Raw genomic sequence first — 23746 nt, forward strand, 5'->3', positions numbered from 1 at the left:
CCGTCAGCGGGCCCAGAGGGGCACCAGGCGTTCGGTGCCCTTGGGGGCCAGGTCGCAGGCGTCCGGAGCCGCGGCGCCGTCCGGGTTGTAGACCTTCGTCCCGGCGGGCGCGGTCACGATGGAGACGAAGCCGCGCTCCGGGTCGGCGAGCATGCGCCGGCTCACGTCCGCCGGCAACACCATCGTGTCACCGGCCGCCACCTCGTGGCGTTCCCCGCCCAGCTCGACCACCGCGGCCCCGTCGAGCCACGTCCACAACACCTCGGCGTCGAAGGCGTGCACCGGCCCGACCATCCCGGGCCTGGCGTCCACCCGCCACACGGCCTGCTCGGCCTGTCCCTGCGTCGGGGAGGCGAGCGTGGTCATGACGCCGTTGGGCGTCTCGGTGCGGCGGCACTCGGCATTCAGCACAACAGGCATGGAAGTCCTTCCTCTCACGCGATCCACGGCGGGGTGCCGTAGTCGTCGGATCCGTCGGCGGACAGCGCCCTGGCGCCGGCGCGGGCGGTGACGACGGCGGTGTAGCCGGTGTCCGGCCCGGCGGTGACCCGGCGCGGCGTGCGGGCCGGCATGACGACGGTGTCGCCCGCCGCCACGCTGAAGCTCTCCTCGCCGAGTTCGACGGTCGCCGTCCCGTCGAGCCAGCTCCACACCTGCTCGGCGTCGAAGTCGTGCAGCGGCCCGACCGCGCGGGGCCTGGCCTCCACGCGCCACATCGACCGGGCGGCCGCGCCTTGCGTGGGCGAGGCGAAGGTCGTCATGACCCCGCCCGGTGTCTCGGAACGCCGCGCGTCGGCGGCGCGAATGACGGTCATCGCGGGGAACCCCCTAAGATAGGCAACTACGTTGTCCATCCATATAGTCAATCAGGTTGTCTATTGTGTCAAGCGACGCCCCCGCCCCCGGTTTCGAGCTGCCGCTGCGGCTGCTGCTGGCGTTCCGGGCGCTCATCGACGAGTTGCACGCCGAGCTGGCCCGGCAGGGTCATCCCGACCTGCGGCCCATGCACGGCTTCGTCATGCAGGCCATCGGCCCGGGCGGCACCACGGCGGTCGAGCTGGGCCGGGTGCTCGGCGTGTCCAAACAGGCGGCCGGCAAGACGATCGAGGCGCTGGAGCGCGTCGGGTACGTGCAGCGCGCCACCGACCCGCGTGACACGCGGCGCAAGGTCGTGCGGCTGACGCCGTACGGGATGGACGCGCTGCGCCGCTCGGCCGTCGTCTTCGACGCCCTGCGCGCCCGCTGGGCCGCCGAGCTGGGCGAGGAGCGGCTGCGCGAGCTGGAGTCCGACCTGCGGAAGATGACGCCGGCCAACCCGTGGCGGCTGGACATGCCCGGCTGGTTCGGCTCCCTGTAGCCCCCACACACGTCCCCGGCCGCGACGGGCGGGCCGCCCCAGGGCGGCCGGGCCGCAGACGGGCCACCGGGTCGCGGGCGGGCGGCCCTCACAGCGTTCGGGGGGCGCGGGCGGGCGGCCTTCGGGTGGCCGCCCTTGCGAGGTGCCGGCGGGCGGTCGGCTCAGGCGGCCAGTTGGAGACCCAGGCCGGTCAGGTTGCTGCGGGCCCAGTCCAGCTCCTCCGCCAGCATCGACACCAGCGCCCCGGGCCCCTTGGCGCGGCCGGGCACGAACAGGTTGTGCGTCTCGACCTCGATGTGCGCGCTCCCGCTGACCGCCCCCGACAACATCGCCGTCAGCGTGTCGTGCAGCACCGCCCCGGTGCTGGGCGTCTGCCCGCTGTGGTTGTGGACGTGGCCCAGCTTGACGACCGGCGCGCCCGCCTCGGCCAGGCCCTTGAGTGCGGCGCCCGGCTCCTCGTCCCCGCAGGCGAGGTGGCAGGCGTCCAGGCAGACGCCGAGGTGCTCGGAGTCGATGCCGCCGACCCGCTCCAGCGCCTGCTCGGTGGTCTCCAGGACACAGCCGGGCCACGGCTCGAAGCCGACCCTGATCGTCTTGCCGGTGACGCTGTAGATGCCGCGCAGCTCGCGGGCCAGCCGCTCCAGGCGGCGGGTGGCGATGGTGTGCAGGTCGGCGGGCCAGTCGCGGCGCCAGCCGATCGGGATCGTGGAGATGCTGCCGAAGCGCACGTCCTCGGGCAGCAGGAAGGCGAGGATGCGGGCCAGCGCCATGGTGTAGCGGTAGCGTTCGGGCTTGGCCCAGTCGGGGCCGGGCACCTCCTGGTTGCGGCCGCCGGTGCCGTTGAGGCTGACGACCTCCAGACCGCGCTCCTCCAGGGAGCGGCGCAGCCGGACGAGCTCGATGCGGTCGGCCGTGAGGTGGTCGGCCACGCTCGGCGACAGCCACAGGCCGATGCCCATCCGCTCGACCCCGAGCCGCTTGCGCACGGGCACGGCGTAGCGGGTGAGGTGGGCGATCAGGTTCTCCAGGTCCTCGGCGGGGTGGACGCCTGCGTTGTAGGCGAGGTGAACGAGCGTTCCGTCATCGTGACGCAGGCGCATCGGTTTCCTCCACGGCTTGCTGGTGTGTGTCCGTCGCCCGCCCCGGACGCGCGGACCTCGTCGAGCATGCCTGCTCACGAGCCCCGCCCGCGTCCGCCCAGAGTTGATTCCGCACTACTCCCCGGGGAGCAGGCCCCAGGCTAGGAACGCGCTCTTGTGGCTCACTTGGATGAGACTTGGCGAAGCTCTACGCAGTGTAGTACTACTTGCGGTGGTGGCATACCCGCCATGCCAACAATTACGCAACGACGTGGTTACCACCCGTACGTCACGGTCCGCCCGCCCTCTCAAGGGACGCGCACGGCCCCACAAGGCACGAAGAGCGCTCCCTGCCCGGGAAGCGCCCCACTGCACCAGCCGCACCGTCACGGGCGACCACACGATCCCACAGCGCGTCCCGCCGGGCATGCGAAAAGCCCCCGTGTGACGAAACACACGGGGGCTTCACGTCAGCGTCAGGCCGCCCTGGGCCGGCGCCGGGCCGGGCCCGGCGCCGCGGGGGTCAGTGCTGGATCGGAGCCGCGATGGCCGCCGCCGAGTCCGGGACCTTCGAGGACGACTCGCCCTTGAAGATGAACTTGGCCTCGTCGCCCTCGCCCTCGATCGTCACCTTCACGACCTGCCCCGGACGGAGCTCGCCGTAGAGGATCTTCTCCGACAGGGAGTCCTCGAGCTCGCGCTGGATGGTCCGGCGGAGCGGCCGGGCGCCCATGACCGGGTCGTAACCGCGGTCGGCCAGCAGCTGCTTGGCCTCGGGCGAGACGTCGAGCCCCATGTCGCGGTCCTTCAGCCGGGCGTCGACCTGGGCGAGCATCAGATCCACGATCTGGATGATCTCGACCGGGGTGAGCTGGTGGAAGACCACGATGTCGTCGACACGGTTGAGGAACTCGGGCCGGAAGTGCTGCTTCAGCTCCTCCTGGACCTTCGCCTTCATCCGCTCGTAGTTGGACTCGGTGTCGTTGGACTTCGCGAACCCGACCCCGATGCCCTTGGAGATGTCACGGGTGCCGAGGTTGGTGGTCATGATGATGACCGTGTTCTTGAAGTCGACCACCCGACCCTGGGCGTCGGTCAGGCGACCGTCCTCCAGAATCTGCAGCAGCGAGTTGAAGATGTCAGGGTGGGCCTTCTCGATCTCGTCGAACAGGACCACGGAGAACGGCTTGCGCCGCACCTTCTCGGTGAGCTGGCCGCCCTCCTCGTAGCCGACGTAGCCGGGAGGCGAGCCGAACAGCCGGGAGACGGTGTGCTTCTCCATGAACTCCGACATGTCCAGGCTGATCAGCGCGTCCTCGTCGCCGAAGAGGAACTCCGCGAGCGCCTTGGACAGCTCGGTCTTACCGACGCCGGACGGGCCGGCGAAGATGAACGAGCCACCGGGACGGCGCGGGTCCTTCAGACCGGCGCGGGTGCGCCGGATGGAGCGCGACAGGCCCTTGATGGCGTCGTCCTGGCCGATGATCCGCTTGTGGAGCTCGTCCTCCATGCGGAGCAGGCGCTGCGACTCCTCCTCGGTCAGCTTGAAGACCGGGATGCCGGTGGCCGTCGCCAGGACCTCGGCGATGAGCTCCTGGGTGACCTCGGCCACGACGTCCATGTCGCCGGCCTTCCACTCCTTCTCCCGGCGCTCGCGCTTGAGCTGGAGCTGCTTCTCCTGGTCGCGGAGGGCGGCCGCCTTCTCGAAGTCCTGCGCGTCGATCGCGGACTCCTTGTCGCGGCGCACGTTGGCGATCTTCTCGTCGTACTCGCGCAGGTCCGGCGGCGCGGTCATGCGGCGGATGCGCATCCGCGAGCCGGCCTCGTCGATGAGGTCGATCGCCTTGTCGGGAAGGTAGCGGTCGCTGATGTAGCGGTCGGCGAGCTGGGCCGCGGCCACCAGCGCGTCGTCGGTGATGGACACGCGGTGGTGCGCCTCGTAGCGGTCGCGCAGACCCTTGAGGATCTCGATCGTGTGGCTGAGCGAGGGCTCGGCCACCTGGATCGGCTGGAAGCGGCGCTCCAGCGCGGCGTCCTTCTCGAGGTACTTGCGGTACTCGTCGAGCGTGGTCGCGCCGATCGTCTGCAGCTCGCCGCGGGCCAGCATGGGCTTGAGGATGCTGGCCGCGTCGATCGCGCCCTCGGCGGCGCCCGCACCCACGAGCGTGTGCAGCTCGTCGATGAACAGGATGATGTCGCCGCGCGTGCGGATCTCCTTGAGCACCTTCTTCAGGCGCTCCTCGAAGTCACCGCGGTAGCGGGAGCCGGCGACCAGGGCGCCGAGGTCAAGCGTGTAGAGCTGCTTGTCCTTCAGCGTCTCGGGCACCTCGCCCCTGACGATCTTCTGCGACAGGCCCTCGACGACGGCGGTCTTGCCGACGCCGGGCTCGCCGATGAGAACGGGGTTGTTCTTGGTCCTCCGGGAGAGGACCTGCATGACCCGCTCGATCTCCTTCTCACGGCCGATGACCGGATCCAGCTTGCCCTCGCGGGCCGCCTGGGTCAGGTTGCGGCCGAACTGGTCGAGCACCAGGGACGTGGACGGGGCCGACTCCTGGGGGCCGCCCGCGGCGGCCGGCTCCTTGCCCTGGTAACCGTGCAGCAGCTGGATCACCTGCTGCCGGACGCGGTTGAGATCAGCTCCAAGCTTGACCAGCACCTGGGCCGCCACACCCTCACCCTCGCGGATGAGCCCGAGCAGGATGTGCTCGGTGCCGATGTAGTTGTGGCCCAGCTGCAGAGCCTCACGGAGCGACAGCTCGAGGACCTTCTTGGCCCGCGGGGTGAAGGGAATGTGCCCCGACGGAGCCGACTGGCCCTGGCCGATGATCTCCTCGACCTGCTGGCGCACACCCTCAAGGCTGATGCCCAGGCTCTCCAGAGCCTTGGCGGCAACGCCCTCACCTTCGTGGATCAAGCCAAGAAGAATGTGCTCAGTGCCGATGTAGTTGTGGTTGAGCATCCTGGCCTCTTCCTGGGCCAAGACGACAACACGCCTCGCTCGGTCGGTGAACCTCTCGAACATCTCGTCGCTCCTCACAGAGCGGTCAGTCAGGCCGGTAAATCCGGTCCCGTCCTCCCGCATGCTAGCCCTGGCTCGGCGAACCGTGCCCATCGCCTCTGACACGCTCTATAGCAGAGACGTTCCCCGAGAGCAGGGCGTTCACCCTCCATCCAACTACTGTTCGGGGGTGACGTGTTCCCGATACGCCGCAAGCGAACGATGTTTAGGCCGCTACGGGGAGACGACACCGAATTGCCGCCGCGGCGTACGCAGATCAACACGGATCGGCCGCCGGACGCCCGGGCGTCGTGGCCCGCCGGGGGCCGCGCCCGCCGCATCGCCGATGATGCCGCGTCCGTATCTGTTGCGTAATCATCCTATGTCGTCCGGCAATGGATGGCCAAGCGCGCGCGCTACGCCCTGAGCATGACACGGCACCTACCGCACTCTCACTCCAATACCCATCCGGTCAGCGGAGTTACCGGACAGGAACGGCGCCCCAACAGCCACGCTGGTCCCGGTGATCCGGCGATTGGGCCGCCTGCCGCGCTCAGCCGCACTCGGGGAGAACCGACATTGTGCGTACATGTCGGGTCAAGCGGGTTTTGCCGCGCCGCACGCGGGCATCCGCGGGAGATCGCGCATAAGGAGCCCGGCCGGCTCCACAGCTTTTACCCAGGAACACGGTGAGGGCCCGCATACCTCATTCAACGTACGTTCCCCGCGCCGGGACGCCCGCAATGCCCGGCGCATCTCGCCACCCAACTCGCCCGTCGCCCTCCGTCATCCCCGGGCCATCGGCGGGGCCATCCGCGGGCGCGCACGCCGCGCAACGGCGCCCGCGGCCTTTCGGCATTCGGGCAGGCCGGGCACGGAACCTTCACATATGCGGGCGCTCATGGACGAAAGGGCACCGGACACGAACCGTGACCCCGCCCAAAACGCCCGCATATGTGGGCAAGTCAGCAGATCGTCCTCCGGGGCGTCCGGCATTCGAGACGCCCCTGAATACGATCATGCGCTTATGGCGGCCGCCGGGGTCCAAGGCGAACGGCATAAGCGCATGGTCGAGCGACCGGCTCTTTCAGTGAGCCGCCTCGTACTTCTCGACGACGGTGGAGGCGATACGGCCACGCTCGCTGACCGGCAGACCGTGGGCCTTGGCCCACTGCCGGATCTCCGAGCTCTTCTCGCGGCTCATCGCACGGTTGCCGCTACGGCCGCGGCGACGCGTGGAGGTGGCGCCCGCCCGGCGCGCGTGCTGCACGAAAGGCGAGAGCGCGTCCCTCAGCTTCTTGGCGTTAAGGTCGCTGAGGTCAATCTCATAGGAGGAGCCGTCAATAGCGAAGCTGACCGTCTCATTGGCCTCGCCCCCATCGAGGTCATCGATGAGAATCTCCTGGATCTGCTTGGCCATCTACGCAATCCTTTCGCGGGCATTGTTTCATTCGCCTGCCCAAACATATACCCGGAAAGGCGCTGAGACAATTCAGCCTGCGGGGATTCGGCTGACTGGCCGATCAGTTCTGCTTCTCGGCCGGCTCCTGAGCCTTAGGACGCCGCCCGGGCCCCTCGTGGCGGACCAACTTCACTACGCCAAAGATGAAGGCTCCGGCGACCACGACCGGGGGGATGAGCGCTGACAATACGTCTGTTACGGCTTCCATTCGTCCTCGCCTCCACGGCTGACGGGGTTTCGGGGGCGCTATATGCGCCCGGGTCCGCTGCCTGGAGGAGCGTGACCCCCGTGCAGCGTACGGCGGGAACCGCCCGCACCTGACCATAGCGGCACACACATGCCCTGCGCGTCGCAGGGGCGCCAACACCCGGCAACCCGGACGCCCCATAGCCTAATGCCAGTCTCTCCAGGCTCCTTACCGGATCAAGCGAAAATTTTGCGAAAAGGCATCCGCCCAGGTACGCCCCGCTCAGCGAAGATCTTTTACCACGCGCGTTCCGGCCAGCCGGTCGTGCGGACCGCGCTCCAGCGGCTTGTCGATCAGGATGAGCAGGCCCACGCCGAACAGCAACATTCCGGCCAGGAGATTGACCACCGGAATGCCCACCAGCATGAGCGGGCCCGGATAGACCAGCGCCCGTTTCAGCGCCGCGCCGGGCGCCGGCTCGTCCGGGACCAGGTGAATCCGCATGATCGTCTTGCCGAACGTGCGGCCGCCCCGGGAATGGGCCCACCAGTCGTAGCCCGTATAAGCGGCTCCGGCGGCCAGCCAGGCGCCCATGCCGGGCAGCCGCCCGCCGAACGCCTCCAGGACGCCGACAGTTCGAAAGACGCCCCAGAGCGTGATGAACAGAATGTAATAGATGACCCCGAAGACGAGACCCTCAATCAGCCGGGCACCGAGTCGTTCCCACCATTCCGCCGGCCGCGTGTCCGCTCGCGGCGCCGTCCCGGCCATAACCTCCACCTCGCGTCATCGGTGGCCCCTTCGGGGAGTGCAGGTCTCACCATTCTGGTACGGCCGGGCGGGCAAACAATAGGGGCCGGCGCGAAGCCGGCCCCTGTTGACGTCCCGCACGGGACTATTTGATCTTCACGACCACCGTGCGCGCGAACTTGTCGGCGAACGTCTGCTGCAGCGGCTTGTCCCAGAGCTGGGAGGCGCCGTTGACCGCGACACCGGCGTAGGCGAACAGCCAGCCGAGGATCGGGATCGCGTTCAGCACCCACCAGCCCCACGTGCCGCCGGCCCGCTTGAGCGCGGCGTCGTTGGACAGGCCCTTGACCGGCATCGGCTGGCCCACGGGGACCACCTTGATGCCCATCACCATCTTGCCGACGGTCTGCCCGCTCATCTTCAGCAGGAAGTAGTCGTAGGCGATCCAGAGCAGACCCGCCACGACGGCCGCCAGGATGCTCGCCAGGAAGGACGAGCCGATCCCGCTGGTGCTGCCGTCGAGCGAGCTGTAGCTGGCCACGAAGAAGATGCCCAGGATCAGGCCGACGACGAAGTTGATGATCGCCAGGATGACGCCGTCGATGAGCCTGGCCACCAGGCGCTGCCACCACTCGGCGAGCGGGGCGGGCGCGCCGGGAGGCTGGACGCCCACCGGCCCGGGGCCGTAACCGGGCTGGCCGTAGCCGGGCTGACCGTACTGCTGCGGGCCGTAGCCCTGCTGGCCGTACTGCTGCTGGCCGTACTGCTGGTCGCCGTATTGGCCCGGCTGGGCGTACTGGCCGGGCTGGCCGTAGCCGGGCTGCGACTGCTGCTGCTGGCCGTAGCCCTGGCCGTAGTCCGGCTGGGACTGCGGCTGCTGGCCGTACTGGCCGTAGTCCGGCTGCGACTGGGGCTGCTGGCCGTACTGCTGCTGGCCGTAGCCCTGCTGGCCGTAGTCGGGCTGCGTGCCGTACTGGCCCGAGGACGGCTGCTGGCCGTAACCCGGCTGGGAGCCGGGCTGCTGGCCGTAGCCCTGCTGCTGGCCGTACTGCTGCTGGCCGTAGCCCTGCTGGCCGTAGTCCGGCTGGGACTGCGGCTGCTGCCCGTACTGGGGCTGCTGGCCGTAGCCCTGCTGCTGGCCGTAGCCGGGCTGGGACTGCGGCTGCTGGCCGTACTGCTGCTGCTGCTGGCCGTACTGCCCCTGCTGGCCGTAGCCCTGCTGCCCCTGCTGGGGCTGCTGGCCGTACTGCCCCTGCTGTCCCTGCTGGCCGTACTGACCTTGCTGCTGGCCGTAGGGGGACTGGCCGCCGAAGGCGTCGTCGGCGCGGTAGCCGACGACCGTGGCGTCAGGGTCGGGCTCGCCGGGGTGGCGGCCCTGGTTCTGCTGGCCGTAGGGGGGCTGGCCGTACTGGGGATTGCCAGGCGCGGAGTTCTCGCCGGATTCGTCTTGCGGATACGGCGGCTGTCCGGTGCTCACCGTGTCACCTCGCTTCGCGTGCGCATGTGGCACGTGTCAGGGCACATGCCTGTGCTGCCCAACGTATCGACATAGGTATCAACAATCACCTTTCCAAGTGGTCAAGGTCCGCGTCACCCGATGTCAGATGGAGCAGCATGCGGGTGTTGCCCAGGGTGTTCGGCTTGACGTGCTCCAGGTCGAGGAACTCCGCCACTCCCTCGTCGTACGAGGCCAGCAGTTCTGCGTAGACCTCGGGTGAGACCGGTGTCCCCTGGATGGGACGGAAGCCGTGTCTCGCGAAGAAGTCGACCTCAAAAGTCAGACAGAATACACGTCGCAGACCCAGATCCTTCGCCTGCTGTATGAGTGCCTCGACGATCCGGTGGCCGATGCCCTTGCCCCGGCACTCCGGATCGACGGCGACCGTGCGGACCTCGGCGAGGTCCTCCCACAGGACGTGGAGGGCGCCGCAGCCGGCGACCCGCCCGCCGAGGTCGGCCACCCAGAACTCCTGTACGTCCTCGTACAGCGTCACCGTGGTCTTCTCCAGGAGCCGGGGACCCGCGCCCGCGTAGGTGTCGACCAGGCGCCTGATCTCGCGGACGTCGGGCGTGCGGGCACGCCGGACCACCACCGCGGTCTCGGGCACTGTCAGTTCGGCCACCTGCTCCATGGCTCTCCAGAGTACAGATGTCATTACGGCTCGGACTTATCTCCCTCGCCTGTCCCCCTCCTGCGTCACTTACGGGACATCCTCGGGCAGGTCCGGCCTCCACCTCCGCCCGTTAGAACCAAGGGCAAAGAGGACATAAAGTTCCTTCTGTACGCTTGATCACGAGATCACCTTGTGACCCTTCAGTTGTGAAACCTCAACAGATCAAGCAGTTCTGGTTGAGCAGGAACCGGGAGTGCATTAGTGTCCAGCGACGACGTTCCCCGCGTGTCGCACGCGGGAGACACGCCCAATTCCCGCGAGGGAAGCCGGGGACCCGCCGATGGCGACCGCCGCACGCCATCACCCGGGGTGAATCCGAATCGTTCGGTAGGGCTGCTCCGGCCCGAACCCGTCAGCTAACCCGGTAGGCGTCGAGGAAAGGAGCTGGTTGGTGAAGCGCACGCGCACGCGTGGGGACAACAGGTCGGCGGGCGGGGACGCCCGCCCCGTGGAACGGTTCCGGCGGCCGTTCCGCCTCGGAGCGGCGGCCGTCGCGGTCGCCGCGCTCCTGACCTCCGTCACCGGCGCCCCGGCGTCCGCGGAGCCCAAGCCTTCGCTCAAGGAGCTGTCCGACAAGGTCGAGAAGCTGCACGTGCAGATCGAGACGCTGACGGAGCAGTACAACGGCCAGCGGGAGAAGTACAAGACCGCCAAGAAGGCCGCCGACGCCGCGCAGAAGACGCTCGCCGACAGCCAGGCCGATCTCGCCGCCAAGCGCGCCAAGGCGGTCATGCTCGCCCAGAACGCCTACATCACCGGCGGCCTCAGCCGCACCCTCGCCTTCACGCAGTCGGAGAACCCCGAGCAGTTCCTCGACCGGGCCGCCACCACGTACGCGCTGGAGACCCAGCAGAGCGAAGAGGTCAACCAGTTGCTCAAGGCCATGGACGCGGCCACCCGCGCCCAGGCCGGCGCCAAGACCCGCATGGAGGAGCTGCGCCGCATCGTCGCCGACCTCGACTCCAAGCGCGACAAGATCACCGGCCTGGTGGCCAAGGCCGAGAGCAGCCTCTACCGGCGCGCGCTCGGCGAGGCCGGGCAGCCGGGCACCCGCGCGGTGCGCGTCAACCTGCCCATCCCCGGCACCGGCAAGGCGGCCGAGGCCGCGAGGTGGGCGCTCACGCAGCAGCTCAAGCCGTACGTGTGGGGCGCCGAGGGGCCGAGCTCCTACGACTGCTCGGGGCTGGTCATGGCCGCCTTCCAGCGTGTGGGCATCTCCCTGCCGCACTACACCGGCGACCAGTGGACGGCCGGCCGGCACATCTCGCGGGAGGAGCTGCGCCCCGGCGACCTGGTCTTCTTCTACAGCGACCTGCACCACGTCGGCATCTACATCGGCGGCGGCATGATGGTGCACGCCCCGCGTACGGGTGACGTGGTCCGGGTGGCCTCCCTCGCGAACCGGCCCTTCGCCGGCGCGGTCCGCATCGCCGACTGACGGGCGCGTGCCCGCGGTCACCGGACGCCCGCTTCCTGAGCGCCGGGCCGCGGTGCCAAGCGTCCCGTCAGATGAGCTGTCGGCGCGCCGCCCAGGCGACCGCCTCGATGGCCGTGGCCACGCCGATGCGGTCGCAGATGCAGCGCAACCGACGGCGTACCGTACGTCCGCTGATGTCCAGACGTCTGCCCACCCGATCTACCGTGACGCCTTTGGCCAGCTCGCCGAGTAAAGCCAGATCCGCGTGGCTCAGCTCAACGCCTTCGAGCACTTCCATCGGGAGCCCTCCCCCCCAACAGACCAGAATTCGGACCTCGCAACGGGCCAAAGCCGCTCGTCTCGCAGACGGTAAACGCATCTCGGAAAGGTCGTCAAGCGTACCCATTCCAGCACTTGACGAGCGCTATTGACATGATCCCGTATATGTGACGTACTCGCCATATGCGGATCGGATCCTGGACACGTGATGACCGATCCGGATGATCAGTCCACGCGTTCGGGTCCCTTCTCCCCGGGTCGGCGGACGTCCTGGGTTTTGATCCCGCGGACCCTGGTTTTCTGGATGATCCCTATGCGCGCCACCGGGCGCTGCGCGAGCGCGGGCCGATCGTCCGCACCCCCGCTGGGCTGCTCGTCCTGACCGGTCACGAGCTGTGCGCGGCCATGCTCCGCGACCCCCGATTCGGGCACAGTTCGCGACCGTCCGATCACAGAGCCGCAGGTCAACCCGTCGAGTCGTGTCTCCGGCCGGACCCGCCCGATCACACGAGGTTACCCGGGCTGGTGAGCAGGGCGTTCACCCCGCGCACGGTCGAGCGGCCGCGGCCCCGCGTCGAGGCCGGCACGGCCGGGCTGATCGGGGCGTTGCCGGAGGAGGCTGACCTGGTTTCCGGTTTCGTGTGCCCCCTGCCGGTCATGGTGATCTCCGAGCTGCTGGGGGTGCCGCCGAGAGATCACGACCGCTTCCGCGGATGGAACGAAGCCGTCGCGCGCAGCCTTGACCCGATGCTTACAGACGAGCTGAAGTCGGAAAGCGGCCGGTCCGGAAGGGAGTTTCGCGACTACTTCCGCGACCTGGCGAAGCTCCGGCGCCGGCTGCGGGACGCCGGCGCCAACGGCGCCGCCGTACAAGCCGACCCTGGTGCTGCGCGGCCTCGCCCGGCTGCCGGTGCGGCTGGATCGCTGAACGTTTCACGCGCCGGGGCAGGCGTCGTAGCGCCGCCTGGCCTCCTCGACGTCCTCGATGTGCCGCTCCGCCCACCCCTTGATGGCCGAGACCAGCGGCATGAGGCTCTCGCCCAGCGGCGTCAGCGCGTAGTCGACCCGCACCGGCACCGACGGCGTCAGCGTCCGGGTCACCAGGCCGTCGCGCTCCAGCCCGCGCAACGTCTGGGTGAGCATCTTCTGGCTCACGCCCGCGATGCGGCGGGCCAGGTCGCTGTAGCGGCGCGGCCCGTCCTCCAGCGCGGTCAGCACCAGCGTCACCCATTTGTCGCTGAGCCGGTCGAGCAGCTTGCGCGACGGGCACTCGGCGAAGTACGCGTCGAACGCCTGCCGGGCCTCCTCGCGCCGCTCGGCCGCCGTCCTCGTGGCCATCGCCCCTCCAAGGTGAGTTACGAACTTTCAGGTGCCTACTTACCAGAAGAGAGCAACTCTTTCTAGGGTCGCGGACATGACGAACATGCGTGCACTGATCGGCGGTTCCGGCGCTCCCCTGCTGGTGGAGGTGCCGGTGCCGCAGGCGGGCCCCGGCCAGGTGCGGATCCGGGTGGCCGCCGCCGGGGTGAACCCCTTCGACCTCGCCATCGCCGACGGCACCGTGGCCGACTACGGGGTGGCGCGGCGGCTGGAGTCGTACGGGCTGGGCTTCGACGCGGCCGGCACCGTGGACCAGGTCGGCGAGGGCGCCGGTTTCCGGGTGGGCGAGGCGGTGATCGGCCTGGCCGCCCGCCTGGAGGTCCCGGTCAAGGCCCAGGCCGAGTACGTCGTCCTGGACGCCGACGCGGTCGCGCCCGCCCCGCGCGGCGTGGACCCGGTGGCCGCCGCGACGCTCCCGCTCAACACGCTGACCGCCTGGCAGGCGCTCGACCGCGCGAGCCTCGCCCCCGGAGGGACGCTGCTGGTGACCGGCGCGGCCGGCGCCGTCGGCGGCCACCTGGTGGAGCTGGGCCGGCTGCGCGGCCTGCGGGTCGTGGCGGTCGCGGGAGCGGCGGACGAGGAGCTGGTGCGCGAGCTCGGGGCCGAGTGGTTCGTGCCGCGCGGCGAGGGCCTGGCCGACCGGGTGCGGGCCGCGGTGCCGGGAGGCGCGGACGCCGCGGTGGACGCGGCGGTGCTGGGGCTGGCCGCCCTCGACGCGGTGCGCGACGGCGGCCGCTTCGTGACGCTGACGGCCGGCGTGGCGCCCGTCGGGCTGCGGGGCATCGACGTGGCGACGGTGTTCTTCCGCGCCGACCCGGCGCAGTTGCGGGAGATCGTCCGGCTGGTGGAGGCCGGGCTGCTGACGCCCAGGGTGGCGGGGACGTACCCGCTGGAGCGGGCCGCCGAGGCGCACGCCCGGCTGGCCGCCGGCGGCGTGCGCGGCCGGCTGGTGCTGACCCTCTGAGGAGGCGGGCGGGGCCTCGAAGGCCCCGCCCCGCGCTCACTGGGTGGGCTTGACCAGGGGGAACAGGATGGTCTCGCGGATGTTCTTGCCGGTGAACGCCATGATCATCCGGTCGATGCCGGCGCCCATGCCGCCGGTGGGCGGCATGCCGTACTCGAGGGCCGTCAGGAAGTCCTCGTCGAGCTGCATCGCCTCGGGGTCGCCGCCGGCCGCCAGCAACGACTGCTCGACCAGCCGCTGCCGCTGGTCGAGCGGGTCGTTGAGCTCGGAGTAGGCGGTGCCCAGCTCGGTGCCGAACCCGATGAGGTCCCACTTCTCGGTGAGCAGCGGGTTGTCGCGGTGGAGCCGGGCCAGCGGCGAGGTCTCCAGCGGATAGTCCATGACGAACGTCGGCTGCACGAGCGTGTGCTCCACCAGCGCCTCGAACAGCTCCTGCACGAGCTTGCCCGCGCCCCACTTCGGGTCCCAGTGCACCTCGCGCCGGTCGGCGATCTTGCGCAGCTCCTCCAGCGTCGTCGCGGTGGTGATCTCCTCGCCGACGGCCTCCGAGACCAGCCCGTACAGCGGGACCCGGGGCCACTCGGCGAGGCCGAGGTCGACCTCGACGCCGTCGTGCACGACCACGGTGGTGTCCAGGGCGGCCACGACGGCCTTCTGGTACATCCGCTGCGTCAGGTCGGCCATGTCGTGGTAGTCGAGGTAGGTGCCGTACGCCTCGATCATGGTGAACTCGGGGTTGTGCGTGGAGTCGGCGCCCTCGTTGCGGAAGTTGCGGTTGATCTCGAAGACCTTCTCGATGCCGCCGACCACCAGCCGCTTGAGGTAGAGCTCGATCGCGATGCGGAGGTAGAGCTCCATGTCGTAGGCGTTGATGTGGGTCTTGAAGGGCCGGGCCGCCGCGCCGCCGTGGATGGGCTGCAACATCGGCGTCTCGACCTCGAGGTAGCCCTCCTCGTGCCAGAAGTCGCGCACCGCGCGCACGGTGGCGCTGCGGATGCGGGCCGTCCGCCTGGCCTCGTCGTTGACGATGAGGTCGACGTAGCGCTGCCGGACGCGGGCCTCGGGGTCGGTGAGGCCGACGTGCTTCTCCGGCAGCGGGCGCAGGCACTTGGCGGTGATCTGCCAGGAGTCGGCCAGGATCGACAGCTCGCCCCTTCGCGAGGTGATGACCTCGCCGGTCACGCCGACGTGGTCGCCGAGGTCGACGTCGCGCTTCCAGCGGGCCAGCGACTCCTCGCCGACCCGGTCGAGGGAGATCATGACCTGCAGGTCGCCCTCGGCGTCGCGCAGGGTGGCGAAGCAGAGCTTCCCGCCCACGCGGCTGAGCATGACGCGGCCGGCCACCGAGACGGTGTCACCGGTGGCGGTGTCGGGCTCCAGGCCCTGGTATTTCTCCCTGACCTCGGCGTTGGTCGCCGTACGGGGGAAATTCACCGGGTAAGGGTCGACGCCCTCGCTCCGAAGGCGGTCGAGCTTCTCCCTCCGGATCCGCATCTGCTCGGGAAGTTCTTCGCTCACAGCATCAAAGCGTAGGGGATATGGCGAACTGCAAGGGCTCGTCGGCCCGCTGCAGGGGCGCTGCAAGAGGGCTCTTTTATCAATGACTCACGAGCTCAGGGGGGAGCCGGCAGGGAGCCGGCCCAGGGGAGCTCCAGGAGAGAGAAATGTTCAAGAAGCTCGCGATCGGCACCCTCGCCGCCGCCGCCACCACCGCTCTGGCCCTGTCGATGTCGGGCGCGGCCCTCGCGGACTCGCCCCACTACGACGACTACTCCTCGGGCTGGGGCCCGCTGTACTCCAAGAACTACCAGGCCAAGGCGCAGGGCACGATCAGCGTGAACTGGGACGGCGACGGGGAGTCGAACGAGGTCCAGGTCTACGGCCGCCTCTGGGACCGCGACAACCGCAGCTACGACGAGGGCGGCAAGTGCGCCTACATCCGCTTCCAGGCCGAGGACTTCGACCACGACTGGTCGCCGGTCTACAGCAAGAAGTACTGCGGCTACCCCGGCTACAAGAAGTTCTTCTACCAGGACAACGACGTCTACAGCGTGCGCGCCCAGGTCTGCCAGATCGGCCTGTACAGCAAGTACCCGACCAAGTGCGGCTACTGGCAGGACATCTACAGCGTCGACGGCGACGAGTAGGCGTGACGCCGGATCCGCACCCGAGTGCCGCAGGCGGCCCCCTCACCCGAGCGGGGGGCCGCCTGCTCCACGTCCGGGGTACGGAGGGCTCAGCCCGCGTTGCGGTGGTAGATCAGGCGCAGGCCGATGAGCGTCAGCCACGGCTCGTGCACGTCGATCGAGCGCGACTCGCCCACCACCAGCCCGGCGTGGCCGCCGGTGGCGACGACCGTCACCTCGTCGGGGTCGTCGGCCAGCTCGGCCGCCATGCGCTCGACGATGCCGTCCACCTGGCCGGCGAAGCCGTAGATGATGCCGGCCTGCAGGGCCTCCACCGTGTTCTTGGCGATCACCGAGCGGGGGCGGACCAGCTCGACCTTGTGGAGCTGGGCGCCGGCGGCGGCGAGGGCGTCCACGGAGATCTCGATGCCGGGCGCGGTGACCGCCCCGACGTACTCGCCCTTGGCGGAGACCGCGTCGAAGGAGGTGGCGGTGCCGAAGTCGACGATGACGCAGGGGCCGCCGTACTGGTCGATGGCGGCCAGCGCGTTCACGATGCGGTCGCTGCCGACCTCCTTGGGGTTGTCCATCCGGACGGGCACGCCGGTGCGGATGCCCGGCTCCACGATCACCGCCGTGACGTCGCCGTAGTAGCGGCGGCACATCTCGCGCATCTCGTTGAGCACGCTCGGGACCGTGGAGCAGATGGCGATGCCGTCGATGTCGGCCCCCTTGAGCAGCGGCGACTGCGCCAGCAGCCCCTGGAGGACGACCGCGATCTCGTCGGCGGTGCGGCGGGCGTCGGTCGCCAGCCGCCAGTGCTCGATGACGTCCTCGCCCTCGAAGAGCCCCAGCACCGTGTGCGTGTTGCCGACGTCGATCGTGAGCAGCATCAATTACCCCCGCAGATCCAATGCGATGTCCAGGGCCGGCGCCGAGTGCGTTAGCGCTCCCACCGCCAGGTGGTCAACGCCAGTCTCGGCCACAGCACGGGCCGATTCCAAGGTCAATCCCCCGCTCGCTTCAAGGGCAACCCCTTTTTTCGCCCGCTTTTTCACGAGTTGTACGGCACGCGCTATGTCCTCGACCGTGAAGTTGTCCAGCAGGATCTCCTCGGCGCCCTCGTCGAGCACCGCCTCCAACTGGTCCAGCCGGTCGATCTCCACCTCGATCGGCAGCTCGGGGAACCGCTCGCGCACCGCGCGGAACGCCTCGGCCACTCCCCCTGCCGCCACCACGTGATTGTCCTTGATCAGCGCGGCGTCCGACAGCGACATGCGATGATTGACCCCGCCGCCGCAGCGCACGGCGTACTTCTCCAGCGCCCGCAGGCCGGGCAGGGTCTTGCGGCTGTCGCGCACGCGGGCGGAGGTGCCCGCGATCGCCTCGGCCCACCTGGCGGTCAGCGTCGCCACCCCGGACAGGTGCGTGACGAAGTTGAGCGCGGTGCGCTCGGCGGTCAGCAGGGCGCGGGCCGGGCCCTCGACGGTGAGCAGCACGTCGCCCGCCCGCACCCGCTCGCCGTCCTTGGCCTGGCGCTCGGTGCGGGCCGCGCCCAGCCGCACGAACACCGCCTCGGCCACGGCCAGGCCCGCCACCACGCCGTCCTTGCGGGCCACCAGGTCGCCGGCCGCCTGCCGGTCGGCCGGGACGGTGGCCAGGCTGGTCACGTCGCCGGCCTCCTGCAGGTCCTCCTCCAGCGCGCGGCCGATGAGCGCGTCCACCTCGGCCGGGTCGAGCCCGGCAGCCGCCAGCTCCTGCGCCAGGCGCGGCGGCATCGCGTCACCGTGCGGCGTGTACGTCATGCGAAGGCCCTCCTCCGTCAGGGTCACATCCAGGTGGCCCAGCCATTCGTTGTCGTCGCGCGCGTCGTGGTCCTCGCGCCAGTGTGAGCCACGGGTCTCCAGCCGGGCCGCCGCCGCGCCGGTCAGCACGGTGGCCACGGTCAGCAGGTTCGTCGCCTCCCAGGACTCGGTGCGCGGCGTCACCTCGACCGGCGTCCAGCGGGCGTCGAGCAGCGCCCGCGCGGTCTCCCGCAGCGACTCGCGGCTGCGCAGCACGCTCGCGCCCCTGCTCATGTGGCCCTGGATCCTGGTCCTGGCCCGCGGGTCCACCAGGCCCGCGGGAGCGGCGGACGGCACCGGGTCGCCGGGGGCCGGGCGGGTGGCGTGCACGTCCGCGGCGATGCGCTCGGCGAAGACCAGGCCCTCCAGCAGCGAGTTGGAGGCCAGCCGGTTCGCGCCGTGCACGCCGGTGCAGGCGACCTCGCCGCAGGCGTACAGGCCGTCGATCGAGGTACGGCCGCGCAGGTCGGTGCGGACGCCGCCGCTGGCGTAGTGGGCGGCCGGGGCCACCGGGACGGGCTCGGTGGCCGGATCGATGCCGTGCTCGCGGCAGATGGCGTAGATGGTGGGGAACCGGGTCTCCCACTTCTCCCGGCCGAAGTGGCGGCCGTCGAGGTACACGTGGTCGCGGCCGGTCGCGCTCATCGTCCGCATGATCGCCTTGGCCACGACGTCGCGCGGCGCCAGGTCGGCCAGCTCGTGCACGCCGGCCATGAACCGGTTGCCCTCGTGGTCCACCAGGAAGGCGCCCTCGCCGCGCACCGCCTCCGAGATCAGCGGCTGCTGGCCGGTCGAGCCCTCGCCGAGCCAGAGCACGGTGGGATGGAACTGGACGAACTCCAGGTCGCGCACCACCGCGCCGGCCCGCAGCGCCAGCGCGACGCCGTCGCCGGTGGAGACGGCGGGGTTCGTGGTGGCCGCGTACACCTGGCCCATGCCGCCGGTGGCCAGCACGACGGCCCTGGCCAGCACCGCGCCGACGCCGTCGCGGTCGCCCTCGCCCATGACGTGCAGGGTGACGCCCCTGGCCCGGCCGCGGGCGTCCTTGAGCAGGTCGAGCACCAGCGCGTGCTCGACGACCTCGATCGAGCCGGCCCGCACCGCCTCGATGAGCGCCCGCTGCACCTCGGCGCCGGTGGCGTCACCGCCCGCGTGCACGATCCTGCGCCGCCGGTGGCCGCCCTCCCTGGTGAGCTGGAGCTCGCCGTCGGGGGTGCGGTCGAAGCGGGCGCCCCTCGCGATCAGCCGGCGCACCGCGCCCGGGCCCTCGGTGACCAGCGCCCGCACGGCGCGCTCGTCGCTCAGGCCCACCCCGGCGACCAGCGTGTCGTTCAGGTGCTCCTCCGGGGTGTCGCGCGGGTCGAGCACGGCCGCGATGCCGCCCTGGGCCCAGCGCGTGGAGCCCGAGGAGAGCACGTCCTTGGTGACGATCAGGACCTTGGCCGCCGGCTCCAGCTCGGCGTAGCGCAGGGCCACGGTCAGGCCCGCGATGCCGGAGCCCACGACGACCAGGTCGGCCTCGGCCGTCCAGCCGGGCTCGGGGGCGGTCAGCCGCAGTGGGATCACCGGTGCGCTCATGGGGATCTCCTTGGATCAGCGCTATATCGTCAACATGACGATAACGCCTGCCGCGGCGTGGTCATGCCCCGGGGGTGGGTCAGCGACCGGCGGGGCCGTCCGGCTCGCGCACCGCGGCCGTCCGCCCGATGGGCTCCGTCTTCCTGATGAACGCCTCGTACTCGGCGAACGGCTCCAGCCCCACGGCCGCGCGGCGCTCGTCGAGCAGGCCGGGCTCCTCGATCGGCATCGGCTCCAGGCCGTCGGCGCCGTCGTGGAACTGGGTGCCGTAGAGCTGGGGACGGCCCGAGCGCACCCGCACCCGATCCTCCAGGTACGCCAGATCGCGCGGCGAGGCCTCGTCCCGCTCGACCGCCTCGGCCATCAGCTCCCGGAACAGCCGCTGCGCCGCGAGCGCCGTCGCGTGCTGGGCCAGCAGCCAGGCCGCCCGCGCGGCCCGCTCCCCCACCTGCGAGACCAGCGGCCAGCCGCGGTTGGCCACCACCGAGTAGAGCCAGGCGGTGTTGCCCTCGTCCAGCTTCTGGAGCCGGGCGAGCCGCCTGTCCCCCGGGAAGCCCTTGGCCGGGTCGCGCAGGGCCTGGTCGACCTTCATGCGCCGGAGCAGCTCGTCCCGCAACTCCTCGTCGGTCATGTCCCGACGGTAATCCGCCTCAGGCGGGATTCAAGGTCAGGATGACGTTGTCGATCAGCCGGGTGGCGCCGACCCGCGCCGCCACCGCGAGCACGGCCTCGCCCGTGTGCTCCTCGCCCACCTCGGCGAAGGTCGCCGGGTCCACCAGGGCCAGGTAGTCCACGTCGAGGGCGGGCCCGGCGGCGGCGAGCACCTCGCGGGCCGCCGCGCGGACCGCCCCGGGAGTGGTCGCGGCCTCGCCCGCGCGAAGGGCGCGGGAGAGCGCCAGGGCCACCTGCCGGTCCTCGGCGGACAGGTAGCGGTTGCGGCTGGACAGGGCCAGCCCGTCGGGCTCGCGCACGGTGGGCGCGCCGACGATCTCGACCGGCACGTCCAGGTCGGCCACCATGCGGCGGATCAGCGCGAGCTGCTGGGCGTCCTTCTGCCCGAAGACCGCCACCCGCGGCTGGACCAGGTTGAACAGCTTGAGCACGACGGTCAGCACCCCGTCGAAGTGCCCCGGCCGGGACGCGCCCTCGACGATCTCGCCCATCCGCCCCGCCAGGACGCTCACCTGGCGGTCGGGGCGGTACATGTCCTCGGCGGACGGGTGGAGGACGACGTCGACGCCCTCGGCCCGGCACACCTCCAGATCCGCCTCGAACGTACGGGGATAGCGGGAGAAGTCCTCGTTCGGCCCGAACTGCAGCGGGTTGACGAAGACGCTGACCACGACCTGGTCGGCCCTGGACCGGGCGAGCCTGATGAGCGACCGGTGGCCCTCGTGCAGCGCGCCCATGGTGGGCACCAGCGCCACGTCGCCACCGCTACGCGCCTTGACCAGGTCTTCCCTGTTCCTCGCGACGATCAGATCCATGTGGGCGGCCCCTGGTGTTCACGGCCTCCGCATCGCGGCGGCGCGGCTTGGCACGGTCAGGTCCATATATTGCCGCCCAGCGCGTCCAGCAGCCGCTCCGCCTCCTCCGGTTTGAGCAGCCCGGCGGCGAGCGCGCGGTCGGCCGTGAGCCTGGCCAGCGCGATGTAGGCGTCGGCCGCCTCCGGCGCGGCCAGGATCAGCGCGTCGACGTGCTTGCGGACGGTGCCCGCGTCGCCGCGCACGACCGGGCCGGTGAGGCCCGCGATGCCGAGCCGCAGCACGTTGTCGAGCGCGGCCCCGAGCAGCGGGCCCAGCATGCGGCCCGGGTGCTCGACGCCGATGCGCTCCAGCAGGTCGGAGGACTCGGCGATGAGGGTGACCATGTGGTTGGCGGCCCCGGCCAGGGCCGCGTGGTAGAGGGCGCGGTCGGAGTCGGCGATCCAGACCGGCTCGCCGCCCATCTCGATCACCAGCGCCTCGGCGATCGGGCGCAGCGCGTCGGGCGCGGTGACGCCGTAGGAGATGCCGGTGAGCTTGTTGAGGTCGTCGTCGCGGCCGGTGAACGTCATGACCGGGTGCAGCGCGAGCGGCAGCGCCCCGGCCCTGGCGGCCGGGTCGAGCACCGACAGCCCGTACGCGCCGCTGGTGTGCACGAGAAGCTTGCCCTGGAGGTCGGCGCCGGTGGCGGCGAGGCCGCCCACGAGGTCGGGCAGCGTGTCGTCGGGCACGGTCAGCAGGATGAGCTGAGCCGCGGCCACCACCTCGTCGGGCCGCGACGGCGTCAGGCCCAGCCGCTCGGCCGCCCACCGCTGGGAGTTGTCGGACACGCCGCTCGCGGCGACGACCCGGTGACCGGCCTGCGCCAGCGCGGCGCCGAGGGCCGAGCCGACCTTGCCGGCTCCCAGCACGCCCACGCTCAGCCGGGCCGGGCGATCTCCTGCCTCCATGACGTCTCACCCCTGTCGACCGGATGGCACTGCCGCCCAGCGTAACGGCCTCTCCGTCCGGGGAACGTGACCGGTGCTTTGCCGCATGTTGAGTTAACGACAAAAGCGACAAGGGCATACAAAAAGTGCACCCCCTGTCGGAAGAGATGAGGAGAGGGGTCATCGCACGACAGTGGGCGCCGAGTCCGTGAGGACCCGACGCCCATCGGTGCGACCTCTCGGAGGTGCGCCTGGCCGGTGCATCCGCCGACTGCCCGGCCGGGAGTCCGAGCCCGGACCGGACCGCGCCGGTCCGGGCTCTCAGCTGGGGTCAGCGGTGGTCCGTGATCGTGGAGTTGGACCCGCCCTTGCAGCCGGCGACGCTGACGCCGATGACCGCCACGGCGTTGCCGCAGACGTCGATCGGGACGCTGATCGGGACGGCGACCTGGTTGCCACCCAGGATGCTGCCGTTGCCGCTGGTGATGTCGGCGTGGGCGGCCGGGGCGGACAGCGCGAGGGCAGCGGCGGCACCGACCAGGACCAGGGTCTTCTTCAGCATGCGAGCTCCTTCCGATTTCGCGGCGCGGGGCCGCGGACGTTGGCTTGTGGGGGAACGGCCGCTGCAGTCGCCACTTGGGGGTTGGCGCAACGCAGCCGCTCGATGACAATACGTAAACGCTACCGCAAGCGCGCGACAAAGAGTAGTCACATTATGACTGTGCGTGTCATCCGGAAGTCGTGAGATAGTCCATGGCATGTGGCTGACCTGGCGCGCCGCGACGGAGCGAGCGCTGTACGGCGAGGAGGGCTTCTACCTCCGCGAACGCCCGTCGGGCCACTTCCGCACCTCGGTCAGCGCCTCGGCGGCCTTCGCCGACGCGGTGCTGGCGCTGCTCCGGCAGGTGGACGCCGAGCTGGGCAAACCGGACACACTCGACCTGGTCGACATCGGGGCGGGCGAGGGCACGCTGGTGACCCGCGTGCTGGCCGGCGCCGAGCCGGGGCTCAGCGAGCGGCTGCGGGTCACGGCGGTCGACCTCTCCCCCCGGCCCGAGGGCCTGCCCGAGCGCGTCGAGTGGCGCGGCGCGCTGCCCGACTCCATCGCGGGGCTCGCCATCGCCAACGAATGGCTCGACAACGTGCCGCTGGACGTGGCCGAGCAGACGCCCGACGGGCCCCGGCTGGTGATGGTGAACGTCCACACGGGCGAGGAGCGCATCGGCGGGCCGCTCCGGCCGGCCGACCGCGACTGGGTCGAACGGTGGTGGCCGCTGCCCCGGGTGGGGGCGCGGGCCGAGATCGGCTGGCCGCGCGACGAGGCGTGGGCGGCGGTCGTCACCCGCCTCGCCAGGGGCCGGGCGATCGCCGTCGATTATGCACATCCTGTGGATAACCGGCCCCTCTGGGGAACGCTGACCGGGTACCGGGACGGGGCGGTCGTCAGCCCCATACCCGACGGGACCTGCGATATCACGGCACATGTGGCACTCGACGCGTGCGCGGAGGCCGGGCGGCGGGCCGGTGCGATATCCACAGCCTTGTCCACACAACGCGCGGCCCTGCGCGCCCTCGGCCTCGACGGCGCCCGGCCGCCGGTCGAGCTCACCCACCAGGACCCACGCGGCTACCTGCGGGCGCTGGCGCGGGCGTCGGAGGAGGGCGAGCTGCTCGACCCCCGAGGGCTCGGCGGCTTCGGCTGGCTCGACCAACGCCGCTGACCCCCTGCCCCTGG

At 70.7% G+C, this 23746-nt stretch carries 22 protein-coding genes and 1 riboswitch; of the genes, 5 read left to right on the plus strand and 17 right to left on the minus strand.

All coding sequences use genetic code 11. The features are described from left to right. Positions 1–3: 3 nt before the first annotated feature. Together MF672_RS09065 and MF672_RS09070 are read right to left on the minus strand one after the other, a co-directional pair. Positions 4–420 (minus strand): cupin domain-containing protein, encoded by a 417-nt coding sequence (locus MF672_RS09065; RefSeq protein ID WP_242372275.1) that lies wholly within the window; start codon positions 418–420, stop codon positions 4–6. 14 nt (positions 421–434) lie between these two features. Then, positions 435–815: a cupin domain-containing protein gene (locus tag MF672_RS09070; protein ID WP_242372273.1), complete on the minus strand. Its 381-nt coding sequence runs from the start codon at positions 813–815 to the stop codon at positions 435–437. Between the two features lie 65 nt (positions 816–880). Here MF672_RS09070 and MF672_RS09075 point away from each other — a divergent pair, with 65 nt between their 5' ends. Continuing rightward, positions 881–1357 (plus strand): MarR family winged helix-turn-helix transcriptional regulator, encoded by a 477-nt coding sequence (locus tag MF672_RS09075; protein ID WP_242372271.1) that lies wholly within the window; start codon positions 881–883, stop codon positions 1355–1357. Positions 1358–1518: 161 nt separating this feature from the next. Here the strand turns inward: MF672_RS09075 and MF672_RS09080 are convergent, their stop codons facing one another. The 6 genes from MF672_RS09080 to MF672_RS09105 form a co-directional block, all read right to left on the minus strand. After that, entirely contained in the window at positions 1519–2457 is a 939-nt protein-coding gene (locus tag MF672_RS09080; RefSeq protein ID WP_242372270.1) for a sugar phosphate isomerase/epimerase family protein, read from the minus strand. 502 nt (positions 2458–2959) lie between these two features. Continuing rightward, positions 2960–5461, minus strand: a complete 2502-nt coding sequence (locus MF672_RS09085; RefSeq protein WP_242372269.1) for an ATP-dependent Clp protease ATP-binding subunit — start codon at positions 5459–5461, stop codon at positions 2960–2962. Positions 5462–6524: 1063 nt separating this feature from the next. After that, positions 6525–6857, minus strand: a complete 333-nt coding sequence (locus MF672_RS09090) for a histone-like nucleoid-structuring protein Lsr2 (RefSeq protein WP_242372259.1) — start codon at positions 6855–6857, stop codon at positions 6525–6527. Positions 6858–7368: 511 nt separating this feature from the next. Further along, the gene (locus tag MF672_RS09095) at positions 7369–7857 is read right to left on the minus strand and encodes an RDD family protein (protein ID WP_242372250.1); all 489 of its coding nucleotides are present in this window, start codon (positions 7855–7857) and stop codon (positions 7369–7371) included. A gap of 124 nt (positions 7858–7981) precedes the next feature. After that, on the minus strand, positions 7982–9313 hold the full coding sequence (locus tag MF672_RS09100; RefSeq protein ID WP_247815209.1) for an RDD family protein: 1332 nt from the start codon (positions 9311–9313) through the stop codon (positions 7982–7984). 85 nt (positions 9314–9398) lie between these two features. Beyond that, positions 9399–9968: an amino-acid N-acetyltransferase gene (locus MF672_RS09105; RefSeq protein ID WP_242372244.1), complete on the minus strand. Its 570-nt coding sequence runs from the start codon at positions 9966–9968 to the stop codon at positions 9399–9401. A gap of 276 nt (positions 9969–10244) precedes the next feature. Then, positions 10245–10396: riboswitch (cyclic di-AMP (ydaO/yuaA leader) on the plus strand. 5 nt (positions 10397–10401) lie between these two features. Here MF672_RS09105 and MF672_RS09110 point away from each other — a divergent pair. Further along, on the plus strand, positions 10402–11448 hold the full coding sequence (locus MF672_RS09110) for a C40 family peptidase (protein WP_242372242.1): 1047 nt from the start codon (positions 10402–10404) through the stop codon (positions 11446–11448). A gap of 67 nt (positions 11449–11515) precedes the next feature. Here MF672_RS09110 and MF672_RS09115 read toward each other — a convergent pair whose 3' ends face one another. Continuing rightward, positions 11516–11725, minus strand: coding sequence for a LuxR C-terminal-related transcriptional regulator (locus tag MF672_RS09115; RefSeq protein WP_242372239.1), 210 nt, complete (start codon positions 11723–11725; stop codon positions 11516–11518). Positions 11726–12639: 914 nt separating this feature from the next. After that, complete coding sequence (locus tag MF672_RS09120; protein ID WP_242372236.1) at positions 12640–13044, minus strand: winged helix-turn-helix transcriptional regulator; 405 nt, start codon at positions 13042–13044, stop codon at positions 12640–12642. A 76-nt stretch (positions 13045–13120) separates the two neighbouring features. Between MF672_RS09120 and MF672_RS09125 the strand changes: the two genes are divergently transcribed. After that, positions 13121–14050, plus strand: a complete 930-nt coding sequence (locus tag MF672_RS09125) for an NADP-dependent oxidoreductase (RefSeq protein ID WP_242372234.1) — start codon at positions 13121–13123, stop codon at positions 14048–14050. Positions 14051–14086: 36 nt separating this feature from the next. Here the strand turns inward: MF672_RS09125 and lysX are convergent, their stop codons facing one another. After that, positions 14087–15568, minus strand: coding sequence for a bifunctional lysylphosphatidylglycerol synthetase/lysine--tRNA ligase LysX (gene lysX, locus MF672_RS09130; RefSeq protein ID WP_302893181.1), 1482 nt, complete (start codon positions 15566–15568; stop codon positions 14087–14089). A gap of 146 nt (positions 15569–15714) precedes the next feature. On the opposite strand from lysX, the gene MF672_RS09135 reads away from it, so the two are divergent. Continuing rightward, on the plus strand, positions 15715–16197 hold the full coding sequence (locus MF672_RS09135; protein WP_242372231.1) for a hypothetical protein: 483 nt from the start codon (positions 15715–15717) through the stop codon (positions 16195–16197). A gap of 89 nt (positions 16198–16286) precedes the next feature. On the opposite strand, the gene MF672_RS09140 is transcribed toward MF672_RS09135, so the two are convergent. The 6 genes from MF672_RS09140 to MF672_RS09165 all read right to left on the minus strand — a co-directional run bounded on the left by MF672_RS09140 (position 16287) and on the right by MF672_RS09165 (position 22573). After that, complete coding sequence (locus MF672_RS09140; protein ID WP_242372228.1) at positions 16287–17069, minus strand: type III pantothenate kinase; 783 nt, start codon at positions 17067–17069, stop codon at positions 16287–16289. 3 nt (positions 17070–17072) lie between these two features. Then, entirely contained in the window at positions 17073–19598 is a 2526-nt protein-coding gene (locus tag MF672_RS09145; protein ID WP_242372223.1) for an L-aspartate oxidase, read from the minus strand. A gap of 79 nt (positions 19599–19677) precedes the next feature. Beyond that, entirely contained in the window at positions 19678–20229 is a 552-nt protein-coding gene (locus MF672_RS09150; protein WP_242372221.1) for a DUF6624 domain-containing protein, read from the minus strand. A gap of 19 nt (positions 20230–20248) precedes the next feature. Then, positions 20249–21085, minus strand: a complete 837-nt coding sequence (gene panC / locus MF672_RS09155) for a pantoate--beta-alanine ligase (RefSeq protein WP_242372217.1) — start codon at positions 21083–21085, stop codon at positions 20249–20251. A 56-nt stretch (positions 21086–21141) separates the two neighbouring features. Continuing rightward, entirely contained in the window at positions 21142–22032 is an 891-nt protein-coding gene (locus tag MF672_RS09160) for a Rossmann-like and DUF2520 domain-containing protein (protein ID WP_242372199.1), read from the minus strand. Between the two features lie 310 nt (positions 22033–22342). Next, entirely contained in the window at positions 22343–22573 is a 231-nt protein-coding gene (locus MF672_RS09165; RefSeq protein WP_242372195.1) for a chaplin family protein, read from the minus strand. 196 nt (positions 22574–22769) lie between these two features. Between MF672_RS09165 and MF672_RS09170 the strand changes: the two genes are divergently transcribed. Then, entirely contained in the window at positions 22770–23732 is a 963-nt protein-coding gene (locus MF672_RS09170) for an SAM-dependent methyltransferase (RefSeq protein ID WP_242372192.1), read from the plus strand. Positions 23733–23746: the final 14 nt, after the last annotated feature.

Source organism: Actinomadura luzonensis (assembly GCF_022664455.2).
GTDB lineage: Bacteria > Actinomycetota > Actinomycetes > Streptosporangiales > Streptosporangiaceae > Nonomuraea > Nonomuraea luzonensis.